The following is a 22549-nucleotide window of genomic DNA, read 5'->3' on the forward strand; positions in this document are numbered from 1 at the left end:
CGGCGGTTCCGCACCGACCGCCACCGCTCCACGAGCCGCGCGTACGCCTCGCCCGCCGTGACCCCGTCACCGCTTCGTAGCGCCGCGATGCCCTCAGCCACGTCGGCCGCCGAGTGGTCGTCCTCCAGCTCGCCGGCCGGCAGCGTGTGCACCAGGCCGCCGTAGTCCAGCTCCACCAGCGAGCGCGGGTGGAACTCCTCCAGCCAGCGTCCGACGTCCACCAGGCCGTCGATCAGCGGCCCCTCGTCCATGGCCTCCCTGAGCGCCCGCAGGGCCCGGGCCACGCGCCGCCGGGCCTGCACCATCGGCGTCCGGTACCGCAGCGCCGGGGGGACCTCGCCGGAGCCCTTGTCGAAGCGCCGTTCCTCGTCGGAGACCAGCACGAACCAGCTCAGCGGCACCTGCCAGGTCGCCGTACGGATCCAGGGCCGGGCGTCCGGGTTGCGGGCCAGCCAGCGCTCGTAGTCCAGGGCCGCCTGGCGCCGTACGACCTCGGGCAGCACCGCTTCCAGGACAGGCCGGGGCAGTTCCTCGCCGAGCTCGCCCAGGGCCTGCCAGCCGCGCAGCCGGGTGCGCCACGGGCACACGCACACCACCCCGTCGACCTCCAGCACGAACGCGTCGCCGCTCTCGTGCACCGGCACCGCGATGGGCGGGGTGGGCAGCAGATCGGCCAGGGAGCGGCGGAGTTCGTCCTGGTACGAGGGACGGTCGGGGCGGCGGGCGTAGCGCGTCCAGTGGTCGCGCTCCGGTTCCGGGAAGGCGGCCAGCGGCTCGTACACGCGCAAATAGGTCGCGTACGGGACGATCACCGAGGACACCTTGGGCACGCCTGCTCCCTCCCCCGCCGTCTGCCAGGAAAACCTGCGAAACCCGCACACGAACGAGCGGGAAAATCATGCAGATCGTCGCACGGACGTACTCCAGGAGGAGGTGATCCCGCGCACTGCGCGGCGCCCGGGGACACCCAGGGCCTAATCTCATGCTCACAGCCCCCGCCACCCTTACGGGAGCTGGTCACCGACCGCCGCTCTTTACTTCAGGAGTCACCACAGTGACCGACGTAACCGGCGCACCTGCTGATGTACTGCACACCCTGTTCCACTCGGACCAGGGTGGCCATGAGCAAGTCGTGCTCTGCCAGGACCGTGCCAGCGGTCTCAAGGCCGTCATCGCGATCCATTCCACCGCCCTGGGCCCCGCGCTCGGCGGTACGCGCTTCTACCCGTACGCGAGCGAGGCGGAGGCCGTCGCCGACGCGCTGAACCTCGCCCGCGGGATGTCGTACAAGAACGCCATGGCCGGTCTCGACCACGGCGGCGGCAAGGCCGTGATCATCGGCGACCCGGACCGGCACAAGAGCGAGGAGCTGCTCCTCGCGTACGGCCGGTTCGTCGCCTCGCTCGGCGGCCGGTACGTCACCGCGTGCGACGTCGGCACGTACGTGGCCGACATGGACGTCGTGGCGCGAGAGTGCCACTGGACGACCGGCCGCTCGCCCGAGAACGGCGGCGCCGGCGACTCGTCCGTGCTGACCGCCTTCGGCGTCTACCAGGGCATGCGCGCCTCCGCGCAGCACCTGTGGGGCGACCCGTCCCTGCGGGACCGCCGGGTCGGTGTCGCGGGCGTCGGCAAGGTCGGGCACCACCTCGTGGAGCACCTGCGTGCCGAGGGCGCCGAGGTCGTGATCACCGACGTGCGCGAGGAGGCCGTACGGCGGATCCTCGACCGGCACGCGTCGGGTGTGACGGCCGTCGCCGACACCGGGGCGATGATCCGGCTCGAAGGGCTCGACGTCTACGCCCCGTGCGCGCTGGGCGGGGCCCTGAACGACGACTCCGTGCCGGTGCTCACTGCGAAGATCGTGTGCGGCGCGGCCAACAACCAGCTCGCCCACCCGGGCGTCGAGAAGGACCTCGCCGACCGCGGGATCCTCTACGCGCCGGACTACGTGGTGAACGCCGGCGGTGTCATCCAGGTCGCCGACGAGCTGCACGGGTTCGACTTCGAGCGGTGCAAGGCGAAGGCCGCGAAGATCTTCGACACCACGCTGGCCATATTCGCACGTGCGAAGGCCGACGGGATCCCGCCGGCCGCCGCGGCCGACCGGATCGCCGAGCAGCGGATGCACGAGGCCGCCGCCGCCCGCCGGGGCGCCGAGATGACGCCCGCGGCCATCTCGCGGGTTTGACCGGTACCCGTCGGCGCACTCTTAGAGAGAACTCTCACGTTCGTCGGCGGGTCGGCCGCGAAAAGGTGGTTAAAATCGCGGTTGACCAGCGAGGACGGGGCACCTCGCGGGTTCTGGGTCCGGGCACGTCCTGCGGGCGACGTACCGTATGGGCGTGGGCTCAGGTACCGTGGATGCCCTACGGACCGGTCTCTCCACGGAGAGTCCGTTCCAGATCATGAACGCGTGTCAAGACTCTGGGGCCGTCGAGCCCCGTCACCGAGGGGGTCGAGCCATGGGGCGCGGCCGGGCCAAGGCCAAGCAGACGAAGGTCGCCCGCCAGCTGAAGTACAACAGCGGCGGGACTGACCTGTCGCGTCTGGCCAGCGAGCTGGGCGCTTCGACTTCGAACCAACCTCCGAACGGCGAGCCGTTCGAGGATGACGAAGACGAAGACGACCCGTACGCCCAGTACGCGGATCTGTACAACGACGACGATGAGGACGAGGACGGCGAGTCCGGTCCCGCGTCTCAACGCCGCGGCGCTTGACGATTCAGCTCTGCGTGACCCGGTCCAGCGGCTTCCACCGCCGGACCGGGTTTTGCTCTGCCCTCGTCAGCACCAGGCGTCGTCGGGATCCGTAGGAATCAGACGGCGTAGTCGCCGATCATCTCCGCGCCCGTGGCGTGCTCGCCGCGGTCCGTGATCTCACCCGCGACCCATGCCTCGACCCCGCGGTCGGCGAGGGTGGCCAGGGCCACGTCCGCCGACTCCTCCGGCACGATCGCGATCATGCCGACGCCCATGTTCAGGGTCTTCTCCAGCTCAAGGCGCTCGACGGAGCCGGTCCGGCCGACGACGTCGAACACCGGCGCCGGGGTCCAGGTGGAGCGGTCGACGATCGCGTGCAGCCCGTCCGGGATGACGCGGGCCAGGTTGGCGGCGAGTCCGCCGCCAGTGACGTGCGAGAAGGCGTGCACGTCGGTGGTGCGGGTCAGTGCCAGGCAGTCCAGCGAGTAGATCTTGGTGGGCTCCAGGAGCTCCTCGCCCAGCGTGCGACCGAACTCCTCGATCCGCGCGTCCAGCGACAGCCCGGCCTGGTTCAGCAGGACGTGCCGAACGAGCGAGTACCCGTTCGAGTGAAGACCGGAGGCCGCCATGGCGATGACCGCGTCACCCGTACGGATGCGATCCGGGCCGAGAAGACGGTCGGCCTCCACCACGCCGGTACCGGCGCCGGCGACGTCGAAGTCGTCGGGGCCCAGGAGACCGGGGTGTTCGGCCGTCTCGCCGCCCACCAGTGCGCAGCCGGCGAGGACACAGCCCTCGGCGATGCCCTTGACGATGGCGGCGACCCGCTCGGGGTGGACCTTGCCGACGCAGATGTAGTCGGTCATGAACAGCGGCTCGGCGCCGCACACCACGATGTCGTCCATGACCATCGCGACCAGGTCGTGGCCGATGGTGTCGTAGACGCCCAGCTGGCGTGCGATGTCGACCTTCGTGCCGACGCCGTCCGTGGCGGAGGCGAGAAGGGGACGCTCGTAGCGCTTGAGGGCGGAGGCGTCGAAGAGGCCGGCGAAACCGCCGAGGCCGCCGAGGACCTCGGGGCGCTGCGTCTTCTTCACCCACTCCTTCATCAGCTCGACGGCGCGGTCGCCCGCTTCGATGTCGACGCCCGCCGCTGCGTAGCTGGCACCAGTTGTCTCAGACATGACGGTGAAAACTTTCGTGTCGTACTGCAGGTGAGCAGGTGTAACGGCTTTGGGGCTGGGCTTTGCGGGCTGGGCTCTACGGGCCGTCTACGGGCGACGGATCGCGTCGGCCGCGGCCGTGGCGGCGGGGCCGGCGGCCAGCTCGGTCTCCAGGAGCTGCTTGCCGAGCAGTTCGGGGTCCGGGAGGTCCATCGGGTACTCGCCGTCGAAGCAGGCGCGGCAGAGGTTCGGCTTGGCGATGGTGGTCGCCTCGATCATGCCGTCGATGGAGATGTAGGAGAGGGAGTCGGCGCCCAGCGAGGTGCCGATCTCGTCGATCGTCATGCCGTTGGCGATGAGCTCCGCGCGGGTGGCGAAATCGATGCCGAAGAAGCACGGCCACTTCACGGGAGGCGACGAGATCCGGATGTGGACCTCCGCCGCGCCGGCCTCGCGGAGCATCCGCACCAGGGCGCGCTGGGTGTTGCCGCGCACGATCGAGTCGTCGACGACGACCAGACGCTTGCCCTTGATGACTTCCTTCAGCGGATTCAGCTTCAGGCGGATGCCGAGCTGACGGATCGTCTGGGAGGGCTGGATGAACGTACGGCCGACGTACGCGTTCTTCACCAGTCCCGCGCCGAAGGGGATGCCGGAGGCCTCCGCGTAGCCGATGGCGGCGGGGGTGCCGGACTCCGGAGTCGCTATGACCAGGTCGGCGTCGACCGGGGCTTCCTTGGCGAGCTTGCGGCCCATCTCCACGCGGGAGAGGTACACGTTGCGGCCGGCGATGTCGGTGTCGGGGCGGGCCAGGTACACGTACTCGAAGACACAGCCCTTGGGCTTCGCTTCCGCGAATCGGGATGTGCGCAGACCGTTTTCGTCGATCGCGATGAACTCGCCCGGCTCGATCTCGCGGACGTAGGCCGCACCGCAGATGTCGAGGGCGGCGGACTCGGAGGCGACGACCCAGCCACGCTCCAGGCGGCCGAGGACCAGCGGGCGGATGCCCTGCGGGTCACGGGCGGCGTAGAGGGTGTGCTCGTCCATGTAGACGAGCGAGAAGGCGCCCTGGACCTGCGGGAGGATCCGGATGGAGGCCTCTTCGATGGTCAGCGGCTTGCCGTCGTCGTCGACCTGGGCCGCGAGGAGCGCGGTGAGCAGGTCGGTGTCGTTGGTGGCGGCCACCCGGGTGGACCGGCCGTTGGTGTCCTTGGGGAGGTCGGCGACCATCTCGGCGAGCTGCGCCGTGTTGACCAGGTTGCCGTTGTGGCCGAGCGCGATGGAGCCGTGCGCGGTGGCACGGAACGTCGGCTGGGCGTTCTCCCACACGGAGGCACCGGTGGTCGAGTAGCGGGCGTGACCGACCGCGATATGACCCTGGAGCGATCCGAGCGAGGTCTCGTCGAAGACCTGGGAAACGAGGCCCATGTCCTTGAAGACGAGGATCTGGGAGCCGTTGCTGACCGCGATTCCCGCGGATTCCTGGCCCCGATGCTGGAGGGCGTAGAGCCCGAAGTAGGAGAGCTTGGCGACCTCTTCGCCCGGAGCCCAGACACCGAAGACGCCGCAAGCGTCCTGGGGGCCCTTCTCACCGGGGAGCAGGTCGTGGTTGAGTCGTCCGTCACCACGTGGCACGTTCCCGAGTGTAGGCGAGGTCGTCCACTGGTCCGAATTGGGGAATGTTCGGCGCTGGGCTGCGGTGAAGGATCACTTGCCGACGACTGCGGTGACGATCTTGTCGTTTTCGCTGGTCAGCGTGAGAGTTCGGTGATCCACCCGGTAGCTCACGGTGCTGTCGAAGAGACTCAGCAGCTCCTTCTCGACGTTCATGAGTGAGGCGTCGCACATCATTCGGGTGGTGGACGGAGCGCCGAGGGTGATATGTCCGTCGCGGACGGTCGCCGTGGCGTTCACCTTGTTGCAGCCGAGGCTGCCGGAGACCTTGCCGGCCTTCTTGTCGAAGGTGAGGTGGGCCTTGCTCTTCGCGGCGGGGGAGGTGACCTGCCACTTCGTGCCGTAGAAGGAGGCGTCGGTCGCCCTGGTGAGGTCGACGCGGTCACCGGCCTCGGTGGTGAGGGTCAGGTGGTCGTCCTCGACCTCGGTCTTCAGGGCGCCGTCCACGAGAGTGCGGGCGAGGGTCCGCTCGAAGTCCATGGGCTTGCCCTCGCAGGCCATCTCGGTGGTCATGGGGTCGCTGAGCCTCACGCTGTCGCCCTCCACTGCGGCCTTGGCGTTGAAGTGGTTGCAGCCGTAGTTGCCGGCCGCCTTGCCGTCGGCGATCTCGACGTGCGCGTCCGAGGGGGCGGTGTGGGTGGTGCCGTCGACGGTGACGCTGTCGATGGTCCAGTGGACGCCGGTGACGGCTGGGGCGGCGCCCACCGAGCCGCCGTCGGCCTTCTCACTGCCGCAGGCCGCGGCGAACGGCACGAGAGCCACGGCCGCGGTGAGGGCCAGTCGCTGCTTCTGCCGGTGCTGGCGGGTGTCCCTCGGCGTGACTTGCTGCCTGTCCTTCTGCGTGTCCTTCTGCCTGTACATGCCGATTCGACGGGGCGGGTGGGGTGGTTGGTTCCCCTCTGCCGCCGTTCAGCCGCCGTCAGCTCAGCAGCGGCAGCAGTCCGCCGAGGTCCGCCCGCTCCCCGCTCGCCCTGACCTTCGCCGCGTCGAGCGCGTCCTTCCAGGTCAGGCGCCCGGTTGCGAGGCGGATCCAGGTCAGCGGGTCGGTCTCGACGACGTTCGGCGGGGTGCCGCGGGTGTGCCGGGGCCCCTCGACGCACTGGACGACGGCGTACGGCGGGATCCGTACCTCGGTGGAGCCGCCGGGGGCCTTCACGGCGAGCGCGTCGGCGAGCAGCCGGGTGCAGGCGGCGAGGGCCTGGCGGTCGTACGGGACGTCCAGGCCCGGAACGGCCGCGTTCAGGTCGTCGGTGTGGACGACGAGTTCGACGGTTCGGGTGACCAGGTAGTCCGCGAGGCTGATGGCGCCGGTCCGGGTGGCGAGGAGGCGGACCCCGGGGGCGCTCGCGAGGGCTTCCCTGAGCCGCTGTTCCGTACCGGCGTAGAGGACGTCGAGGTCGGGGTTGGCCCCTGCCAGCTCCTTCGTGTCCTCGGCGATGCCGGCGGCGCGTACGGCGGTCGCGAAGGGCCAGTCCAGCAGAGCGAGTTCCGCCTTGGGGGGCTCCGGGCGGTGAAGGTTCCGGCTGACCGTCTCGACGGCCATCGTGAGGTGCGCGGCCAGGTCCCGCACGGTCCAGTCGCCGAGCCGGGTGGGGGCGGCGAGCTGGTCGGGCGTGAGAGCGAGTACGGCCTCTCGTACGTTCCCGAACTGGGCGAGCACGGCCGCACGGATCTTGGCGGGGTCATAAGCGCGGGGGCGCTTCTTGGCCGGTGGCATGAGGGTCAGCCTAGGCGGGCTGCGATGTCGTCGCGGGTGCCTCGAACGTCTCGCGGTTGCGGGGGACGCCGATTCCGCGCCACGTGAAGGGGATGCCCCGGGCGGTGTCCGGGTCCGGGCCGTCCATCAGCGGGAAGTGGAGGTGGGGCTCGGTGGAGTCCCGAGTTGCCGCAGCGGACGAGCGACTGCCCGGCCCGCACCCCGTCAGTCCATGCCCGGGAACTTCAGGTCCGTGCAACTGCGGCGGGCGGCGACATCGGTGACGTATCCCCGGAAGAGCTGCATGAGGTGGGGGGCCGCGCGCGCGGACCACGAGTCGTAGCCGTAGTGGAGGCGCAGGACGTGGACGGCGGGGGAGCCGTCGCACACCGAGGAGGCCCACCACAGGCCCGTGTCCTCGTGGCGGCCCGCGGTGCCGGGCTCGATCGGGGAGTCGGTGGCCTTGTGGGAGCCGGTGTCGCCGACGAAGACGTCCGGGGTGTCCTGGTCGTAGAAGGTCTGGACGTCGGCCCACCACGCCTCGTCCCGGTCACCGGTGGGCGCGTCGCCTTCGTCGACACCCTCGGTGCCGGCGTAGGCCGCGTCGAACAGGGTGCGGGCCCGGTCGGTGGACAGCCGCAGGGCGCAGCGCTCGCGCCAGGCGTGCGCGTCGGCCGGGGCGCCCATCGCCTCGTCCGGCAGCCAGAGTTGCTCGTCCGGAAACCACTCCGTGCGTGCGTACCAGGCGCAGGTGCCGTCGGCCCGTCCGGCGGCCGTGAACTCCGGGACCGGCGGCAGGTCGGCGGAGGGCTCGGGCAGGCGGTCGGAGCAGCCGAGGCGGTCGGCGAGGCGGTTGGCCGCGGTGACGGCGACGGAGGCCATGCGGTCGCGGTCGCCGGAGGTGGCGGGCTTCGGGTAGTACGGCGGCGTACCGGTGTACGCCGCCGAGGCGGTGACCTCGATCCGCTCCACCGCCCTGCCCCGGTACGTGCCGTCGGAGCAGTTCAGCCGCACGGTGGCCTCACTCGGCCCGGCGAGGCCCGACGCCCCGTCCCCGATGGGCACGTCGGCGCGGGCGAACCGCTCGGCGAGCTCGGAGCCCGGCTCGGAGACGATCACGTCACGGCCGCTGCCGGGACCCGCGTCGACCCGTGCCTGGAAGAGGAGCGCGCCGTAGGCGTCGCCGTCCTCGCCCGCGTTCTGTATCAGGCAGTCGGACGGCAGGGCGTCCAGGTCGAGGGAGGCACGGTTGCGCAGGACCGTACTGGCGTGGTCCATGCCCCGCACCTCGCCGACCGGCACGAGGTCCGCGCACCCGGCGCCCACCGCGCGATACGTCCGCCACTCGTCCCACAGCACCGGCCCGCTCCACCCGCCGCCGGCGACAGCGACCAGACACAGCAACACGTTGACGCACTTCCGCACCCGTACCCGCACCCGCACCCGCTCCCCCGTCCCCCACCACCACGGACTGCCGAAATTAACAGCCGCCACTGACAACGCACGGGAAGGCCCCGCCCTACTCCTGGAACCCAGGAGCCGGACGGGGCCTTCCGTACGCGTACTTATGCGAGCAGCGCCGGGATCGTCCGCTCGTGCACCTCGCGCAGCTCCTCCAGCGACAGCTCGAACTCGCCCTGGAGCTCGACCGTCCCACCGTCCACGACACCGATGCGGGTGACGGGCAGGCCGCGCGCGCCGCACATGTCGTTGAAGCGGAGCTCTTCCGAGCGGGGCACGGCGACGACCGCGCGGCCGGCCGACTCCGAGAAGAGGAAGGTGAAGGCGTCGAGCCCGTCCGGTACGACCAGACGCGCGCCCTTGCCACCGAGCAGCGCCGACTCGACCACGGCCTGGATCAGGCCGCCGTCGGACAGGTCGTGCGCGGAGTCGATCATGCCGTCGCGGGAGGCGGAGATCAGGATCTCGGCCAGCAGGCGCTCCCGCTCCAGGTCGACCTTCGGCGGCAGGCCGCCGAGGTGGTCGTGCACGACCTGCGACCAGGCCGAGCCGCCGAACTCCTCGCGGGTGTCGCCGAGGAGGTACAGCAGCTGCCCCTCCTCCTGGAAGGCGACCGGCGTACGGCGGGCCACGTCGTCGATGACGCCCAGGACCGCGACCACCGGGGTGGGGTGGATGGCCACCTCGCCCGTCTGGTTGTAGAGGGAGACGTTGCCGCCGGTCACCGGGGTGCCGAGCTGCTGGCAGGCGTCGGCGAGACCGCGGATGGCCTCCGCGAACTGCCACATGACCGCCGGGTCCTCGGGCGAACCGAAGTTCAGGCAGTCGGAGACGGCGAGCGGCTTGGCGCCGGTCGTCGCCACGTTCCGGTACGCCTCCGACAGCGCCAGCTGCGCACCCGCGTACGGGTCCAGCTTCGCGTAGCGGCCGTTGCCGTCCGTCGCGATGGCGACGCCGAGGCCGGTCTCCTCGTCGATGCGGATCATGCCCGAGTCCTCGGGCTGGGCCAGCACCGTGTTGCCCTGCACGAAGTGGTCGTACTGGGAGGTGATCCAGGACTTGGAGGCCTGGTTCGGGGACGACACCAGCTTCAGGACCTGGTCCTTCAGCTCCTCGCTCGTCTGCGGGCGCGGCAGCTTGTTCGCGTCGTCCGCCTGGAGCTCGTCCTGCCAGGACGGGCGGGCGTAGGGACGCTCGTAGACCGGGCCGTCGTGGGCGACGGTGCGCGGGTCGACGTCGACGATCTTGCCGCCGTGCCAGTAGATCTCCAGGCGGTCGCCGTCGGTCACCTCACCGATGACGGTGGCGATGACGTCCCACTTGTCGCAGATCTCCAGGAACCGGTCGACCTTGCCCGGCTCGACGACCGCGCACATGCGCTCCTGCGACTCGCTCATGAGGATTTCCTCGGGCGAGAGGGTGGAGTCGCGCAGCGGTACGTCGTCCAGGGTCACGCGCATGCCGCCGGAGCCGTTGGACGCCAGCTCGCTGGTGGCGCAGGACAGGCCCGCCGCACCCAGGTCCTGGATGCCGACGACCAGCTTCTCCTTGAACGCCTCCAGGGTGCACTCGATGAGGAGCTTCTCCTGGAAGGGGTCGCCGACCTGGACGGCCGGACGCTTCGACGGCTTGGCGTCGTCGAAGGTCTCCGAGGCGAGGATCGACGCGCCGCCGATGCCGTCGCCGCCCGTGCGGGCCCCGTACAGGATGACCTTGTTGCCCGCGCCGGACGCCTTCGCGAGGTGGATGTCCTCGTGCCGCATCACACCGATGGCACCGGCGTTGACCAGCGGGTTGCCCTGGTAGCAGGCGTCGAAGACGACCTCGCCGCCGATGTTGGGCAGGCCCAGGCAGTTGCCGTAGCCGCCGATGCCCGCGACGACACCCGGCAGCACGCGCTTGGTGTCGGGGTGGTCGGCCGCGCCGAACCGCAGCGGGTCGACGACCGCGACCGGCCGGGCACCCATGGCGATGATGTCGCGGACGATGCCGCCGACACCGGTGGCCGCGCCCTGGTAGGGCTCCACGTACGACGGGTGGTTGTGCGACTCGACCTTGAAGGTGACCGCGTAGCCCTGGCCGACGTCCACGACGCCGGCGTTCTCGCCGATGCCGACCAGCAGGGCGTCGCTCTGCGGGGCCTTCTCGCCGAACTGGCGCAGGTGCACCTTCGACGACTTGTACGAGCAGTGCTCGGACCACATGACGGAGTACATGGCGAGCTCGGCACCGGTGGGCCGGCGGCCGAGGATCTCCACGACCCGCTCGTACTCGTCCTTCTTCAGACCGAGTTCGGCCCAGGGCAGCTCGACGTCGGGGGTCGCGGTCGCGTGCTCGACCGTGTCCAGAGGCGTCCGGCTCATGCGTTGACCAGCTTCTTGAGGATCGAGGTGAAGAAGGGGAGGCCGTCGGTACGACCCGTACCGATCAGCGGCTCGACGGCGTGCTCGGGGTGCGGCATGAGGCCCACGACGTTGCCGGCCTCGTTGGTGATGCCGGCGATGTCCCGCAGCGAACCGTTCGGGTTGAAGTCCACGTAACGGAAGGCGACCCGGCCCTCGGCCTCGAGCTTGTCGAGCGTGTACTCGTCGGCGACGTACCGGCCGTCCATGTTCTTCAGCGGGATGTTGATCTCCTGGCCGGCCTTGTAGTCGGTCGTCCAGGCGGTGTCCGCGTTCTCCACCCGCAGCTTCTGGTCGCGGCAGATGAAGTGGAGGTGGTCGTTGCCGAGCATCCCGCCCGGGAGCAGGTGGGCCTCGGTGAGGATCTGGAAGCCGTTGCAGATGCCGAGGACCGGCAGTCCGGCCTTGGCCTGCTCGATGAGGGTCTCCATCACCGGCGAGAAGCGGGCGATGGCACCGGCGCGCAGATAGTCGCCGTAGGAGAAACCACCGCACAGCACCACGGCGTCGACCTGGTGAAGGTCCTTGTCCTTGTGCCACAGGGCGACCGGCTCGGCGCCCGCGAGGCGGACCGCGCGCTGGGTGTCCCGGTCGTCCAGGCTGCCCGGGAAAGTGACGACGCCAATACGAGCGGTCACTTCGCGGCCTCCGCGACTTCCTCCACCTTGACGGTGAAGTCCTCGATCACGGTGTTGGCGAGGAAGGATTCCGCGAGATCGTGGATGCGGGCGAGCGTGGCCTCGTCGACCGGCCCGTCAACTTCCAGTTCGAATCGCTTTCCCTGACGTACGTCCGAGATGCCTTCGAAACCCAGACGCGGCAGTGCGCGCTGCACCGCCTGGCCCTGGGGGTCGAGGATCTCCGGCTTGAGCATGACGTCGACTACGACGCGTGCCACTGGCACTCCCGGTGTTGTGGTGCTGAGCAGGTTCCTGCAGGTGTCTTCAGACTACCCGCACAAAATTTCTACGCGAGTAGAGTTGTAGGAAACTACGTGACGGCTGTCACGATCGGGTATCGGAAGGGCGCCTTCACGAAAAGTTCAGGGAAAGATCCCGAATCGATGCACCACGCCTATTGCGCCTGGGACACGCGGGCAGATTTAGTCGGGCTTCACAATGCAATGCCGGGCACTGTACAAATGAATTGGCAATAGCCGATACTTTGCCCAATAACAGGCGGACAGTCGGCATCTCCAGGACGTCCTGGCACGTCATCGCAGAGATGCCGCACGAAGGGACCGATATTCGTGGCGCAGCGTGTCGTGGTCACTCTCTTTGACGACATCGACGGCTCGGAAGCGGCGGAAACGATCGCCTTCGGACTCGACGGCAAGTCGTACGAGATCGACCTGAACCAGATCAATGCCAAGAAACTGCGTGAGGCGCTCGAGCCGTACGTGGAGGCCGGCCGCAAGCGGTCGAGGTCGGGCAAGGCGTACCGGCAGACGGAGGTGGCTCCCGACCCGGCGGCCGTCCGGGCCTGGGCACAGGCCAACAAGATGGACGTCCCGGCGCGCGGGCGGATCCCCAAGAAGGTCTACGAGGCATTCGCCGCCGCGCAGTGACAGCCGCCGCGGATGTGTCCTCAGGGTCCGTCACCGGGCCCTGAGGACAGCCGACTTGCGCAGCACCCCTCCTGGTCAGCTAGAGTCTGAAGCACGCCGAGGGGCAAGGCCGAAAGGCCCGGTTCCGAAGTACACGCGGGTGTAGTTCAGTAGTAGAACATCCCCCTTCCAGGGGGAAGGCGCAGTGTGCAATTCCTGTCACCCGCTCTGCACCGCCGATCCGACCACTCTTGTGGATCAGGTAGGATGGTGCTCGCGCCGATCGGTGAGAGCCGGTCGGAGGCAATGCGGACGTAGCTCAGTTGGTAGAGCGCAACCTTGCCAAGGTTGAGGTCGCCAGTTCGAACCTGGTCGTCCGCTCCATGAAAAAGACCCCGGTCGTTGACCGGGGTCTTTTTCGTGCTCCTCCTGCGCCCGGTGCGTGTGCGCGGCGCGCGGTCTTCTGACATTTGTCATGCCGACTGATGACAGCCCGCACTGCCGCCGGGCCCGTGCCGGCGGAACGCTGAAGGCATGGAAACCGACGAACACGATCACGTGATTGAGGTCACTGACCTGCGGCGTGTGTACGGGGGCGGGTTCGAAGCGGTCCGCGGAATCTCCTTCTCCGTGTGCCGCGGCGAGATCTTCGCCCTGCTGGGCACCAACGGGGCGGGCAAGACGTCCACGGTCGAGCTGCTGGAAGGGCTCGCGCGGCCGGCCGGGGGGCGGGTGCGGGTCCTCGGCCGTGATCCCTACGCCGAGCGGGCCGTCGTACGGCCTCGGACGGGTGTGATGTTGCAGGAGGGCGGCTTTCCGTCCGAGCTGACCGTCGCCGAGACCGCGCGGATGTGGGCGGGGTGCGTGAGCGGGGCCCGGCCCGAGGGGGAGGCTCTCGCGCTGGTCGGGCTGGAGAGCAGGGCGGGCGTACGGGTGAAGCAGTTGTCCGGGGGTGAGCGGCGGCGCCTGGACCTCGCGCTCGCGCTCCTCGGCAGGCCCGAGGTGCTGTTCCTGGACGAGCCGACGACCGGACTGGACGCCGAAGGGCGCCGGGACACCTGGGAGTTGGTGCGCGCGCTGCGCGACGGCGGTACGACCGTGCTGCTGACCACGCACTACCTGGAGGAGGCCGAGGACCTCGCCGACCGGCTCGCCATCCTGCACGAAGGGCGGATCGCGGTCGCGGGCACACCGGCCGAGGTGACCGCCGCGCAGCCGTCCCGGATCTCCTTCGAGCTGCCCGACGGCTACTTCCTGGGGGATCTGCCGCCGCTCGGTGAGCTGGGGGTGTGCGGGCACGAGGTCGAGGGGAACCTCGTACGGCTGCGGACGCGGGAGCTGCAGCGGACGGCCACCGGGGTGCTGGGGTGGGCCGACCGGGCCGGGGTCGAGCTGCGCCGCCTGGACGTGCGGTCGGCGTCGCTGGAGGAAGCGTTCCTGGGGATTGCCCGGGCGGCGTCTCATGAGGGCCTTGAGGGCGTTGCGGAGTACGTGTCATGAGCGGAGCCGTCACCACTCCGGCGGGGCGCGTCGCGGCGCTCGCGCGGGCCGAGCTGACGCTGTTCGGGCGGAGCAAGGGCATGATCGTCACGGCGGTGTTCGTGCCGCTGGTGCTGCCGGTCAGTGTGCGGTCGGTGGTCGAGGACATGGACCTCGGAGGGTCCGGGCTCAGCGTCGGGCTGGTGCTGCTGCCCGGGGCCGTCGGGTTCTCGCTGCTGTTCGCCGTGTACTCGGCGCTCGTGGGCGTCTTCGTCGGACGGCGCGAGGAGCTCGTCCTCAAGCGGCTGCGCACCGGCGAGCTGCGGGACCGGGAGATCCTCGCCGGGGCCGCGCTGCCGGCCGTCGCCACAGGGCTGGTGCAGTGCCTGGTCCTGGCGGCGGGCTGCTCCGTGCTCCTTGACGTACCGGCTCCTGCGGCTCCTCAACTGGCGGTGATCGGAGTCGGGTTGGGGTTGGTCCTGTGTGCGGTGCTGGCCGCTGTGACGGCGGGCTTGACGCGTACCGTGGAGAGCGCGCAGGTCACCTCCATGCCGCTCGTGATGGCCTCGATGGTGGGATCCGGGGTCACCGTGCCGCTGGAGTTGATGCCCGACAGGGTGGCGTCGGTGCTCGAACTGCTGCCGCTGACACCGGTGATCACGCTGGTGCGTGGCGGGTGGACCGGTGAGCTGTCGGTGTACGAGGCGGCAGGGGCCGTGCTGACCGCGCTGGCCTGGACACTGCTGGGTGTGTTTGCTGTACGGCGGTGGTTCCGGTGGGAGCCCCGACGCTGAGGGACGGGGGGATGGACGTGCGGGGACCGGCCAGGTGGTGGCGGGGGAAGAGCACGCCGGCGAAGGTGGAGACGTACACGCGGTCGACGTTCCACTTCTTCGCGGTGCTGGAGATCGCGGCCGTCGGGCTCACGGGGTTCGGGCAGGTCGAGCTGTGGCTCGCTGTCTGGCTGCTGCTGATGGTGGGCGTGCACGGGGTGGTGTGCGCGGTGACCGCGTCGCGGGCGCTGGACTGGACCCGCGGTCGGCGTGAGCAGCCCGTACGGCTGCTGTGGACGCTCGGCGCGATCACCGCGGCGGTCGCCTGCTCGGCCCTCGCGATCGCCGAGTACGGGCCGGGCGGCGAGGGCGTGGACGGCGCGGCGGGCGGGGTCTTCGGGGTCGTCCTGATCTTCGGCGCCGGCACGCTCGCGCTCGGCGTCCGCAACCGGCGGCGCGTGTACGCGCTCGTCGGCGGCTTCGGAGCCGGCGCCGGAGCCATGTCGCTCGCCCTGGGCTCCCCCGGGGCGGCACTGGGGGCCACGCTGGCCGTCCTGTTCGGCTCCGCGGTCTTCGCCTTCACCTCCGCGTTCTCCGTCTGGCTCCTCAACGCCTTCTACGAACTCGACGAGGCCCGCGAGACCCGCGCCCGGCTCGCCGTCGCCGAGGAACGGCTGCGGTTCGGGCGTGACCTGCACGACGTCATGGGGCGCAACCTCGCCGTGATCGCCCTCAAGAGCGAGCTGGCCGTGCAGTTGGCGCGGCGCGGGCGGGCCGAGTCCGTCGACCAGATGATCGAGGTGCAGCGGATCGCGCGGGAGTCGCAGCGCGAGGTGCGGGATGTCGTACGGGGGTATCGGGAGGCCGACCTCGGCGTCGAACTCGCGGGTGCGCACGGGGTGTTGACGGCCGCGGGGATCCGCTGCGAGGTGACCGGGGGCGAGGTGACGGGGCTGCCGGCCGCGGTGCAGTCGGCACTCGCGTGGGCGGTGCGGGAGGCGACGACCAACGTGCTCCGGCACGGGGACGCCGGGTGGTGCGCGGTCGGGGTCCGGGAGAGGGAGGGGCGGGTGGTCCTGACGGTGGAGAACGACGGGGCGTCGGTTCCTTCCGGTGCGAGTGGGAATGATGGGGCGCCCGTTCCTTGCGGTGCCGGCGGGAACTACGGGGCGTTCGTCTCTTCCGATGACGGGGCGGCCGTCTCTTCCGGTGCCGGTGGGAACGACCGAGCGTCCCTCCTCTCCGGTTCCGGGGGTTCGGGGTTGGCCGGGCTGCGGGAACGGCTGGCGGCGGTGGAGGGAACCTTGGAGGCGGGGCCGGTCGACGGGGGGCTGTTCCGGGTGGTGGCGGAGGTGCCGTTGATCACGACAGGTGCGAGTGAGGTCATGGCATGACCTCTCCCGTACGACTGCTCCTCGCCGACGACGAGCACCTCATCCGGGGGGCGCTCGCCGCGCTGCTCTCGCTGGAGGAGGATCTCGTCATCGTGGCTGAGGCGGCGACGGGGCCCGAGGCGTTGGCCATGGCCCGTGCGCACGTCCCCGATGTCGCCGTACTGGATCTGCAGATGCCCGGCGCGGACGGTGTGAAGGTCGCCACATCCCTGCGGGCCGACCTGCCCGACTGCCGGGTGCTGATCGTGACCAGTCACGGGCGGCCCGGGCACCTGAAGCGGGCCCTCGAGGCGGGTGTGCGGGGATTCGTGCCGAAGACCGTCAGCGCGCAGCGGCTCGCGGAGATCATCCGCACGGTGCACGCGGGGAACCGTTATGTCGACCCGGAGTTGGCCGCCGACGCGATCTCCGCCGGGGACTCACCGCTGACCGCGCGGGAGGCGGAGGTATTGGAGCTCGCCGCCGACGGGGCGCCCGTCGCGGAGATCGCCGAGCGGGCCGCGCTGTCGCAGGGGACCGTACGGAACTATCTGTCCTCGGCCGTCTCCAAGCTCGGCGCGGAGAACCGACACACGGCGGTGCGGCTCGCCCGGGAGCGAGGTTGGGTATAGTTGCTCTCGCGCCACGGCGCAGTGCGGACGTAGCTCAGTTGGTAGAGCGCAACCTTGCCAAGGTTGAGGTCGCCAGTTCGAACCTGGTCGTCCGCTCTCTTCGAAGAAGCCCCCGGTTTTCACCGGGGGCTTCTTGCGTGGGCTACGACCAGCTCATGCCCGTCAGACGCTCGTACGCCTCCACGTACTTTTCCCGTGTCGCGGCCACGACCTGCTCGGGCAGCGGCGGCGGGGGCTGCTCGCTCTTCCGGTCCCAGCCGGACTCCGGCGAGGTGAGCCAGTCGCGGACGTACTGCTTGTCGTACGACGGCTGCGCGCGCCCCGGCTGCCACTGGTCGGCCGGCCAGAAGCGGGAGGAGTCGGGGGTGAGGACCTCGTCCGCGAGGACCAGGGTCTCGCCCTCGAAGCCGAACTCGAACTTGGTGTCCGCGAGGATGATCCCGCGGTCCCGCGCGATGTCCCGGCCCCGCGTGTAGACGGCGAGGGTGGCCTGCCGCAGCTGGGCGGCGGTGTCGGCGCCGACCTGGCGGGCGACCTCCTCGTAGGAGACGTTCTCGTCGTGCTCGCCGACCTCGGCCTTGGTGGCCGGGGTGAAGATCGGGGCGGGCAGTTCCGAGCCGTCGACGAGGCCTTCGGGGAGGGCGAGGCCGCAGACCGTACGGGACTCGTTGTACTCGAGCAGGCCCGAACCGGTGAGGTAGCCGCGGGCCACGCTCTCGATCGGGACCATCCGGAGGGACTTGCAGATCAGGGTGCGGCCGGCCCAGTCGGCGGGGGCGCCCGCGGGCAGGTCGGTGCTCAGGACGTGGTTGGGGGCCAGGTCGGCGAGCTGGTCGAACCACCACAGGGAGAGCTGGGTGAGGATCCGCCCCTTGTCGGGGATCTCGGTGGGCAGCACCCAGTCGAAGGCCGAGAGGCGGTCGCTGGCGACCATCACGAGGTCGCCCGCCTCGTTCCGGTACAGGTCGCGCACCTTGCCGGTGTGCAGATGTACCAGGCCCGGAACCTGGAGCGGCTCGGGCTTTTCTACGAATCCGGACACGGTTCCTCCCCGTGGTGATGTCCAAGTGGCTCGATTCTCCCGTATGCCGGGGATCGGTCTTGGTCCGGGGTGTGTGGAGCGGGGCTCAGTCGTGTTTGCAGATGCGGTCCAGGAGGTTTGCTGTGGCGCGCTGGACTCGGGCGTCGACGTGGCCCGGGCGGTCCAGTGACGGTGTCCACGCGAACGTCCCGGATGCGAAGACCAGGGCGCCGGAGGGGGCGCGGTAGAGGGAGGTCTCCTGGTGGCGGAGGACTCTCTCGCTGTCGGCGTACGGCGAGTGGGCGAGCAGGATGCGGTCGTCGTGCTCGGGCAGCGGGGTGCGTGGGAAGTAGCGGTCGGCCTCGCCCGCGACCAGGCCCTCGATCTCGTCGCCCTCGTGCGCGCCGGTCGCCTCCCACATCCAGTGGTCGGCGTTGCGCACGATCAGCGGGTGCGGCTCGGGCACGTGGCCGGCGTACTGGATGCCGACCACCTGCTGCTCGGGGCGGTCGATCTCGCGCCACAGCACGGGCTTGCCCGGCCCCCGGCGCTTTCTGCAGGTGAGCAGCCGGTCCGGGACGCCGGACGGGGACGGGCCCAACTCCACCTGCCAGTACATGGTGTTGGCGGAGAGGAAGACCAGGCTCGTGCCGTGCTCGCGGGCGCGTTCCACGGTGCGGCGCATGTTCGTCGACCAGTACTCGTCGTGGCCGGGGAAGATCAGGCCGCGGTAGCGGGTGGGGTCGACATGGCCGGCGTGCAGGTCGCGGGCGTCGGCGTAGGCGAGGTCGTAGCCGTAGCGCTCGGCCCAGCGGATGAAGTCGTAGGCGTGGCCCACGTGGAGGGGGAGACCGGCGCCCGCGTACGGGCGGTCGAAGGAGATGGTCGTCGCGGCGTCGGCCTCGCCGAGCAGTCGGCCGTTCCCGTCCCAGGCGTGGTAGAGGCTGGCGCCGGTGCGGCCGTCCTCCGGATAGAGGTTGTACGCCTGCCAGGTGATGTCGGGCAGCAGGAGGAGCAGGTCGGCCGGGTGGTCGTCGCGGACGGTGAACGGGATGTGGGAGCGGTAGCCGTCGGCGGTGGTGAGGACGGCGACGTACGCCCCGATGCTCCAGTAGCTCGGGATCTGCAGGCGCCAGGACAGCCACCAGTGGTGGCAGGAGACCGTACGGTCCGCGGTCAGCGGCGAGGGCTGCACGATGCCCGAAAGGCGGGGGCTGGTGGTGATCTTCGAGGCGCCGTCGCCGCCGTAGTGGCCGATGCGGTAGACGTCGACGGCGAACTCCTGCGGCGGGTCGACGGTGATGTGGAAGTCGACGGCCTCGCCCGGGGCGACCGCGCCGGTGGAGATGAAGCCCTTGATCTGGCGGCGGACGTCGTCGGCGGAGCGGGGGCCTCCGGCGGCGCGGGGGGCGGGCACGCGGGGGCCCATTCGCGTCGGCTGCTGAGGTGTGTCCACGTACCAGGGGACCACCTGGCCGGTGTCGTCGAAGTACGTCTCAGTGCCGCGGAGCCAGGGGACAGGGCCCTGGCCGAAGGGGTCCGTCACGGCGTGCGCGAGTGCTCCCGACTCCCAGCGCCGGATCGGCTCCGATCCCATGGTGGCTCCCCTCCTTCGCGCCCCCGTACGCCTGTGTCGCCTGTGCCGTGTGGCCTTGTGCCGTGTGGCCTTGTGGCCTTGTGGCCTTGTGCCGTGTGGCTGACGTCTTGCGGCTGTCCTGTTGCGTTGCTGTCGTGTTGCGTTGCTGTCGTGTGCCGTAGGCCCTTGCCGTGTGCCCGATCGGTCCCAGCACATCACATTACGCACGCATGCGGTCACTACTTGTTGCGAATTGGCCGGAAGTGGAATCGCAGAGTCCGGTACGAGGGGCGTCGTTCGCGCCGACCTTCGCCGCTCGGAGAGGGCTCGGTCAGACGAGGCGGACCGGCTTCTCGGGGCGTATCCCCGACTTGACCAGCCACGCCTGCAGAGGGGCGGGGTCGCCGTCCTCCACGAGGCTGAGCACGCGGGGGGCCAGATCTGCCGCGCGTTCGCCGTTGACCATGAGGGACGGGCCGTCCAGCCAGTCGAGGCCCGGCGTCGCGCCGGCGGTGTCCATCGCGGCGCAGCACACCATCGCGGTGACGTGATCGGTGAGCAGCTCGCGGGCGGTGCGGGGTGGCTGCAGAGGGAAGAGGGGGAGCGAGCCGTCGTCCCAGAAGGCGGTGTCGGGGCTGCCTGCGCTGCTCTGGCCGGGCGTGGGGGGGCCGCCGGCCGCCGAGGTTTTCGCGGATGCCGATGCCTCTTCGCGGGCTATTTCGGCGCTGAGGCGGGCGGCGAGGGCGGCGCTGCGTTCGGTGCTGGGGAGGTCGTCGTCGGGGTCGGAGTCGGTTCCGGGGGCGGTGCCGGGATCGGTACCGGGATCGGTACCGGGATCGGTGCCGGGGGTTGGGGTGGCGTTGGCGTTGCGGGCCGTGGGCTCGGTCAGCTCAGTCATCCTCGCCGGCCTGGTCTCCCCGGTCTCCCCGGTTGGCCCGGTGGGCCGGGTGGGCTCGTGGGGGTGGGGCGCTGTGCGTCGGGTGCCTTCGGCCGGGGGTGCCTCGACGCTTTTGCCGGGCTCGCCGGGAAGGGCGTCTGCGGTGGCCCTTGGGGTGGCCGGGGTCCCCGAGGTGCCCAGGGTGTCTGCGGTGTCCGGGGCGTCTGCGGTGCTCGGGCTGCCCGGGGTCCCCGAGGTGTCCGGAGTGTCTGCGGTGCCCGGGGCGTCTGCGGTGCTCGGGCTGCCCGGGGTGCCCGGGGTCCCCGAGGTGCCCAGGGTGTCTGCGGTGTCCGGGGCGTCTGCGGTGCTCGGGCTGCCCGGGGTCCCCGAGGTGTCCGGAGTGTCTGCGGTGCCCGGGGTCCCCGACGTGCCCGGCGTCCCTGCGGTCTCTCCGCCGCCGCCCGTGGCCTGACTCGGCGCGACATCCGTGGGGTCGTCCACGTGGCGTTCGGCCTCGGGAGTGGGCCTCGTGGCCGTCGGTTCCGTCAGGTGGTCCATGACGCGGGCCAGGGTCGGGCCGCCGTCGGGGTCCGGGGAAGAGGGGTCGGGGGTGCGGCGAACGCCCAGGGCGTCCAGGACGCGGTGGAGGCGGGCCGCGTCGGTGCGCCACTTACGGTCGACGACCTCGTCCGGGTACTCCTGCCAGTCCACCGGGGCCCAGTCACGGCCGGGCTCGGCGGGGCCGCCGTGGAAGAGACGGGCGGCGAGCAGTGAGGCCGCCTCGTCCACCGTGCCGGGCTCTTCGAGCAGGTCGCAGGCGGGGCGCTCGCCCAGGCGGGAGGTGAAGCCCTCGGCCAGCCGGTCGCGCCGGGACAGCTCGGTGAGGGCCGCGACTACGCCCGCGTCCAGCCGGGAGGGCCAGCGGCCCATCCGCCAGGCGGGCAGCGCGACCCGGGTCAGCAGTCGGTCCCAGCCGGCGTACGCCAGGCCCACCTGTTCCTGGGCGACGATCCGGAGGCCGTAGTCCACAGCCTGTGCACGCTCGGCCGCCGCGGCGGCCACCCCGCGCTCCATCTCGCCGGCATGGCCACGGCAACTGCGCAGCAGCAGTCGGGCGACCCAGCCGACGCCCGCGAGCACCGGGCGGACGAAGGCGCTGCGGCCGGGCGCCGAGGTGACGGCCACCGCCGCGTCCAGGCCCCGTACGAAGCGTCGGGCCGCCGCTATGTCCGGGTGCGCCGAAGGCCCTGTACCGGCGACGACGGGGGCGAGGACCGCGCGCAGCTCGCCCACGCGCATCCACCACAGGAACGGGGAGCCGATGACGAGAACGGGTGCCGCGGCGACACGTCGGTGGTTGCCGCGGACGCCCGCTATCTCGTCGTGGTCCTCGCGCGGGGGCGGGCCGTGGGCACGGTGGGTTCGGTCCTCCAGCCAACTGTCGCAGTCCGGGGTGAGCGCTATGGCGGAGGGCACCGGGACGTCGAGACGGTCGGCGAGGTCGCGCACCATGCGGTAGAGGTCGGGGGCCGACTCCTCGGCGATGGCGACCGTCGGGCTGACGGCGGGGCGGGCGCGGGCGACGACCAGGGCGATGGCACCGGCGGCGAGCAGGACGATGACGGCGGTGACGGACATCGTCCACCGCGCGGCGCCCCAGCCGGGACCCACGAGGTGGCCGGTGGAGCCGCCGGCGAGCAGCACCACGGCGACGGCCGCGGGCAGCAGCGCGACGGCCAGCGCCCGGCTGCGGATGCGCAGCACGGCAAGAGCTCGAGAACGCGCTGCCTGCGCGCCCGCCTCCACACCCATACCGGTCATGACCGGACCTCGCCCCCTCCCTGCCGTCCTGCCCGCCCGGCTGTCTGCCCGGCTCTCCTGGCGTTGCTCACTCCCCCACTGTGGCACCGGCCACCGACATCGCAATGCCGGTGGGCCAAGTGCCGGACCGCTTGCGCCGCACCCTAGTTGGGGCCCCGGCCCCCGTCAGCCGGATGGGGCATCGGTCACTCGATGGAATGGCTTTGGGGAGAGGTGGATGACGGACCGCAAAGATCAGGCCCCGGATCCTGAGACGGATCCGGGGCCTGCGGGGTTCATCGACGCCCCGGAATTCCAGGGGAACTCGGGGCTTTCGGGCGCTTCGGAGGCTCTGGGGACTCCGGCTTCTC

At 70.8% G+C, this 22549-nt stretch carries 19 protein-coding genes, 3 tRNA genes and 1 pseudogene; 10 read left to right on the top strand and 13 right to left on the bottom strand.

Annotated features, from left to right (window positions below; all coding sequences use genetic code 11):
* On the bottom strand, nucleotides 1–830 hold an 830-nt coding region (locus tag ACFWWR_RS36710), incomplete at its 3' end, for a hypothetical protein (RefSeq protein ID WP_384307904.1).
* Nucleotides 831–1054: 224 nt separating this feature from the next.
* Between ACFWWR_RS36710 and ACFWWR_RS36715 the strand changes: the two genes are divergently transcribed.
* Entirely contained in the window at nucleotides 1055–2191 is a 1137-nt protein-coding gene (locus ACFWWR_RS36715; protein ID WP_384307907.1) for a Leu/Phe/Val dehydrogenase, read from the top strand.
* 274 nt (nucleotides 2192–2465) lie between these two features.
* On the top strand, nucleotides 2466–2720 hold the full coding sequence (locus tag ACFWWR_RS36720) for a DUF3073 domain-containing protein (protein WP_383862712.1): 255 nt from the start codon (nucleotides 2466–2468) through the stop codon (nucleotides 2718–2720).
* 98 nt (nucleotides 2721–2818) lie between these two features.
* Here ACFWWR_RS36720 and purM read toward each other — a convergent pair whose 3' ends face one another.
* The 9 genes and pseudogenes from purM to purS all read right to left on the bottom strand — a co-directional run bounded on the left by purM (nucleotide 2819) and on the right by purS (nucleotide 11999).
* Complete coding sequence (gene purM, locus ACFWWR_RS36725) at nucleotides 2819–3886, bottom strand: phosphoribosylformylglycinamidine cyclo-ligase (protein WP_384307910.1); 1068 nt, start codon at nucleotides 3884–3886, stop codon at nucleotides 2819–2821.
* A gap of 87 nt (nucleotides 3887–3973) precedes the next feature.
* Nucleotides 3974–5503 (bottom strand): amidophosphoribosyltransferase, encoded by a 1530-nt coding sequence (gene purF, locus ACFWWR_RS36730; RefSeq protein WP_383862706.1) that lies wholly within the window; start codon nucleotides 5501–5503, stop codon nucleotides 3974–3976.
* Between the two features lie 72 nt (nucleotides 5504–5575).
* The gene (locus ACFWWR_RS36735) at nucleotides 5576–6403 is read right to left on the bottom strand and encodes an META domain-containing protein (RefSeq protein WP_383862703.1); all 828 of its coding nucleotides are present in this window, start codon (nucleotides 6401–6403) and stop codon (nucleotides 5576–5578) included.
* 58 nt (nucleotides 6404–6461) lie between these two features.
* On the bottom strand, nucleotides 6462–7259 hold the full coding sequence (locus tag ACFWWR_RS36740; protein ID WP_384307913.1) for a sterol carrier family protein: 798 nt from the start codon (nucleotides 7257–7259) through the stop codon (nucleotides 6462–6464).
* 10 nt (nucleotides 7260–7269) lie between these two features.
* Nucleotides 7270–7465 (bottom strand): annotated as a pseudogene (locus tag ACFWWR_RS36745) (M23 family peptidase); the annotation flags it as partial.
* Entirely contained in the window at nucleotides 7464–8732 is a 1269-nt protein-coding gene (locus ACFWWR_RS36750; RefSeq protein ID WP_384307916.1) for a hypothetical protein, read from the bottom strand. The gene ACFWWR_RS36750 and the pseudogene ACFWWR_RS36745, both read right to left, overlap by 2 nt.
* 71 nt (nucleotides 8733–8803) lie before the next feature.
* Nucleotides 8804–11062 (bottom strand): phosphoribosylformylglycinamidine synthase subunit PurL, encoded by a 2259-nt coding sequence (gene purL, locus ACFWWR_RS36755; RefSeq protein ID WP_383862695.1) that lies wholly within the window; start codon nucleotides 11060–11062, stop codon nucleotides 8804–8806.
* Nucleotides 11059–11739, bottom strand: a complete 681-nt coding sequence (gene purQ / locus ACFWWR_RS36760; RefSeq protein WP_384307919.1) for a phosphoribosylformylglycinamidine synthase subunit PurQ — start codon at nucleotides 11737–11739, stop codon at nucleotides 11059–11061. The genes purL and purQ overlap by 4 nt, the downstream gene beginning before the upstream one ends.
* Nucleotides 11736–11999 carry a phosphoribosylformylglycinamidine synthase subunit PurS gene (gene purS / locus ACFWWR_RS36765; RefSeq protein WP_217235954.1) on the bottom strand — a complete coding sequence of 88 codons (264 nt, stop codon included), beginning with the start codon at nucleotides 11997–11999 and terminating at the stop codon, nucleotides 11736–11738. Before purS ends, purQ begins: the two co-directional genes overlap by 4 nt.
* A gap of 351 nt (nucleotides 12000–12350) precedes the next feature.
* On the opposite strand from purS, the gene ACFWWR_RS36770 reads away from it, so the two are divergent.
* The 8 genes from ACFWWR_RS36770 to ACFWWR_RS36805 all read left to right on the top strand — a co-directional run bounded on the left by ACFWWR_RS36770 (nucleotide 12351) and on the right by ACFWWR_RS36805 (nucleotide 17000).
* The gene (locus tag ACFWWR_RS36770) at nucleotides 12351–12668 is read left to right on the top strand and encodes an Lsr2 family protein (RefSeq protein ID WP_383862689.1); all 318 of its coding nucleotides are present in this window, start codon (nucleotides 12351–12353) and stop codon (nucleotides 12666–12668) included.
* 135 nt (nucleotides 12669–12803) lie between these two features.
* A tRNA-Gly gene (locus ACFWWR_RS36775) sits at nucleotides 12804–12875 on the top strand.
* A gap of 80 nt (nucleotides 12876–12955) precedes the next feature.
* Nucleotides 12956–13031: transfer RNA gene (locus tag ACFWWR_RS36780), tRNA-Gly, on the top strand.
* A 150-nt stretch (nucleotides 13032–13181) separates the two neighbouring features.
* Nucleotides 13182–14147, top strand: coding sequence for an ABC transporter ATP-binding protein (locus tag ACFWWR_RS36785; RefSeq protein ID WP_384307921.1), 966 nt, complete (start codon nucleotides 13182–13184; stop codon nucleotides 14145–14147).
* Nucleotides 14144–14920 (top strand): ABC transporter permease, encoded by a 777-nt coding sequence (locus tag ACFWWR_RS36790; RefSeq protein ID WP_383862683.1) that lies wholly within the window; start codon nucleotides 14144–14146, stop codon nucleotides 14918–14920. Before ACFWWR_RS36785 ends, ACFWWR_RS36790 begins: the two co-directional genes overlap by 4 nt.
* A 17-nt stretch (nucleotides 14921–14937) precedes the next feature.
* Nucleotides 14938–16293, top strand: coding sequence for a sensor histidine kinase (locus ACFWWR_RS36795; protein ID WP_383862885.1), 1356 nt, complete (start codon nucleotides 14938–14940; stop codon nucleotides 16291–16293).
* Nucleotides 16290–16904, top strand: a complete 615-nt coding sequence (locus tag ACFWWR_RS36800) for a response regulator (RefSeq protein WP_383862680.1) — start codon at nucleotides 16290–16292, stop codon at nucleotides 16902–16904. The genes ACFWWR_RS36795 and ACFWWR_RS36800 overlap by 4 nt, the downstream gene beginning before the upstream one ends.
* 23 nt (nucleotides 16905–16927) lie before the next feature.
* Nucleotides 16928–17000, top strand: a tRNA-Gly gene (locus ACFWWR_RS36805).
* A gap of 46 nt (nucleotides 17001–17046) precedes the next feature.
* Here ACFWWR_RS36805 and ACFWWR_RS36810 read toward each other — a convergent pair.
* From ACFWWR_RS36810 to ACFWWR_RS36820, 3 genes are all read right to left on the bottom strand, one after another.
* The gene (locus ACFWWR_RS36810; RefSeq protein WP_384307924.1) at nucleotides 17047–17946 is read right to left on the bottom strand and encodes a phosphoribosylaminoimidazolesuccinocarboxamide synthase; all 900 of its coding nucleotides are present in this window, start codon (nucleotides 17944–17946) and stop codon (nucleotides 17047–17049) included.
* An 85-nt stretch (nucleotides 17947–18031) separates the two neighbouring features.
* On the bottom strand, nucleotides 18032–19522 hold the full coding sequence (locus ACFWWR_RS36815) for a N,N-dimethylformamidase beta subunit family domain-containing protein (RefSeq protein WP_383862674.1): 1491 nt from the start codon (nucleotides 19520–19522) through the stop codon (nucleotides 18032–18034).
* Nucleotides 19523–19832: 310 nt separating this feature from the next.
* Nucleotides 19833–22199 (bottom strand): hypothetical protein, encoded by a 2367-nt coding sequence (locus ACFWWR_RS36820; protein WP_384307926.1) that lies wholly within the window; start codon nucleotides 22197–22199, stop codon nucleotides 19833–19835.
* Nucleotides 22200–22549: the final 350 nt, after the last annotated feature.

Source organism: Streptomyces sp. NPDC058678, from assembly GCF_042714835.1.
GTDB lineage: Bacteria > Actinomycetota > Actinomycetes > Streptomycetales > Streptomycetaceae > Streptomyces.

Coding starts and splice junctions, on each gene's coding strand:
- ACFWWR_RS36720 (WP_383862712.1), top strand. CDS start 2,466: ATGGGGCGCGGCCGGGCCAAGGCCAAGCAGACGAAGGTCGCCCGCCAG.
- purM (WP_384307910.1), bottom strand. CDS start 3,886: ATGTCTGAGACAACTGGTGCCAGCTACGCAGCGGCGGGCGTCGACATC.
- ACFWWR_RS36735 (WP_383862703.1), bottom strand. CDS start 6,403: ATGTACAGGCAGAAGGACACGCAGAAGGACAGGCAGCAAGTCACGCCG.
- ACFWWR_RS36740 (WP_384307913.1), bottom strand. CDS start 7,259: ATGCCACCGGCCAAGAAGCGCCCCCGCGCTTATGACCCCGCCAAGATC.
- purL (WP_383862695.1), bottom strand. CDS start 11,062: ATGAGCCGGACGCCTCTGGACACGGTCGAGCACGCGACCGCGACCCCC.
- ACFWWR_RS36785 (WP_384307921.1), top strand. CDS start 13,182: ATGGAAACCGACGAACACGATCACGTGATTGAGGTCACTGACCTGCGG.
- ACFWWR_RS36790 (WP_383862683.1), top strand. CDS start 14,144: ATGAGCGGAGCCGTCACCACTCCGGCGGGGCGCGTCGCGGCGCTCGCG.
- ACFWWR_RS36800 (WP_383862680.1), top strand. CDS start 16,290: ATGACCTCTCCCGTACGACTGCTCCTCGCCGACGACGAGCACCTCATC.
- ACFWWR_RS36815 (WP_383862674.1), bottom strand. CDS start 19,522: ATGGGATCGGAGCCGATCCGGCGCTGGGAGTCGGGAGCACTCGCGCAC.
- ACFWWR_RS36820 (WP_384307926.1), bottom strand. CDS start 22,199: ATGACCGGTATGGGTGTGGAGGCGGGCGCGCAGGCAGCGCGTTCTCGA.